At 47.0% G+C, this 2,048-nt stretch carries 1 protein-coding gene and 1 pseudogene; both read right to left on the bottom strand.

Annotated elements, in window-relative coordinates:
- Positions 1-463: 463 nt before the first annotated feature.
- On the bottom strand, positions 464-1,231 hold the full coding sequence (istB, locus tag PSU78_RS11400; RefSeq protein ID WP_300388082.1) for an IS21-like element helper ATPase IstB: 768 nt from the start codon (positions 1,229-1,231) through the stop codon (positions 464-466).
- Positions 1,221-2,048, bottom strand: a pseudogene (locus PSU78_RS11405) (IS21 family transposase); the annotation flags it as partial. The gene istB and the pseudogene PSU78_RS11405, both read right to left, overlap by 11 nt.

Raw genomic sequence — 2,048 nt, forward strand, 5'->3', positions numbered from 1 at the left:
AAAAAGCAGCAACGCGGAATCGTGCTTTATCCAGGATGAGTCACTCAGAAAATAGATCGAAACCTAAATAACGCACAAATCACTGTATTAAAGAAATTTAGTTAAGGTATTTCTGTTTAATGATAGCAATTACTGACAGTCAATCCAGAGAAATCCACCAAAAAATAATTAATAGCAGACATTGCAATTTTATTTTATTGAAATGCGCGAATGCGTAAAAAATCCCCATATCAATGGGATGGACACCCCCCCGAAAGGGCTCCGAAGTGTCAAACTGGAGTTTCAACACAATCAGTTATTGAAATAAGGAGTTCATCACGAGAATTGTACGAGTTGGGGTAGATTTTGCATAGGTGTTTTTCAACTTCACGGAGTTGACCGAGACGGCAAAACGGTATGGCAACGTAAGCTGAATCGTAATGAATGGATTAAGTGTCAATCAGCGTCCAATATTTTCCACTAATCAGCGTCCAATTCTTTCCACTTTTTCGCTTTGCTGAGTACGACTTTTACGGTGCTTAAAACGGTAAGATTCATTTCCTGTTTCCAAGATTTCACAATGATGTGTAATGCGGTCAAGTAGCGCGGTTGTCATCTTCGCATCGCCAAATACTTGCACCCATTCACCGAAGGTTAAGTTCGTGGTAATCATTAACGAAGTCTTCTCATAAAGATGACTGATGAGATGAAACAGTAATGCGCCACCTGATGCTGGGAACGGCAGATAACCGAGTTCATCAATAATTACAGCATCCACCAAGCAAAGTTGCTTTGCTAGATTGCCAACCTTACCCTGCGTCTTCTCACGTTCCAATTGATTGACTAAATCCACAGCATTATAAAAACGCACACGTTTACCATGATGAATCGCAGCCACGCCAATGGCTGTGGCCAAATGCGATTTACCCGTGCCCGTGCCGCCCACAAGAATTAAGTTGTGCGCCGTTTCCATAAAGGCCGCACTGGCTAATTGTTCAACCACCACCTGCGAGAGCGGTGTTTCCGCCCAATCAATCCCTAGCAAATCACGATGTATTGGAAAGCGTGCGGCCTTGAGTTGATGGCGCAGGCTTTTGAGTTTCCGATCAGTTTGTTCTGCCGCCAGTAAACGTTCCATCCAAGTTTCTGGGCGATGCACTTGTTTGGGTTTCTCCGCTTGTAACTCACTCCACGCTGTGGCCATGCCGTAGAGTTTTAGTGCCTTCAAGCTGGCTGTATAATCAATGGACATTACCCGCTCCTAACAAGTAGTCGTAACGGTGGCAATTGGCCACAGGCTCTATGGTCAGTGCAATGCCATCAGGGACATTAATTGACGTGACTGGCAAGTGCGGGGAAATCAATCTACGCAACTCATTCATGACGACAGGCGCACTGACGACACCACTTTCTAACGTCAATTCACAAGCCACAGTCAACGCATCCAGACCAGCTTCTCCCGCCAGCATGAGCAGTTCAACAAAGGCGCGATCCCCTTTAGTTTGTTTCAGAATACGATCCCGCACCATCATAATGGGTTTCGGCAAGTCCCATGTCACAAAGGGAGCGCCATCCCTGATGGCACCGGGCTTCTTCTCTAGTACTGGTAAGTAATGCCAAGGGTCGCATACTAACTGGTCGCGTCCAAACACTCTTGAGTGTGCGGCAATCACTTCACCATTGGCCACCACACGCACTTGATCTGCCGTCATGCGTACAGAAACAGCCTGCCCCGCATAACCTGCGGGTACGCTGTAGCGATTGCGATCTGCGTTGACTAAGCAGGTAGAGGATACGCGCAGCATATGCTCAACATAACCATCAAAGTGTGCCGTGATAACACGTAAGTTTGGCTGCTCGTCAGCAAAGCATTCCGAGATGGTGCGACTGCGTTGCGTGGGATGTTTGCGTTGCGCTAACTCTTTGCAGCGTGTCGCGAGCCATGCGTTTAATTCGGCAAATGAAGCAAAGCGTGCTAATGGTGTGAACAGCCATTCTCGAATATTGCCTACCTGATTCTCCACCTGACCTTTTTCCCAGCCAGAGGCTGGTGTACAGGCAACGGGTTC

Source organism: Methylotenera sp. (assembly GCF_029945705.1).
Taxonomy (GTDB): Bacteria; Pseudomonadota; Gammaproteobacteria; order Burkholderiales; family Methylophilaceae; genus Methylotenera.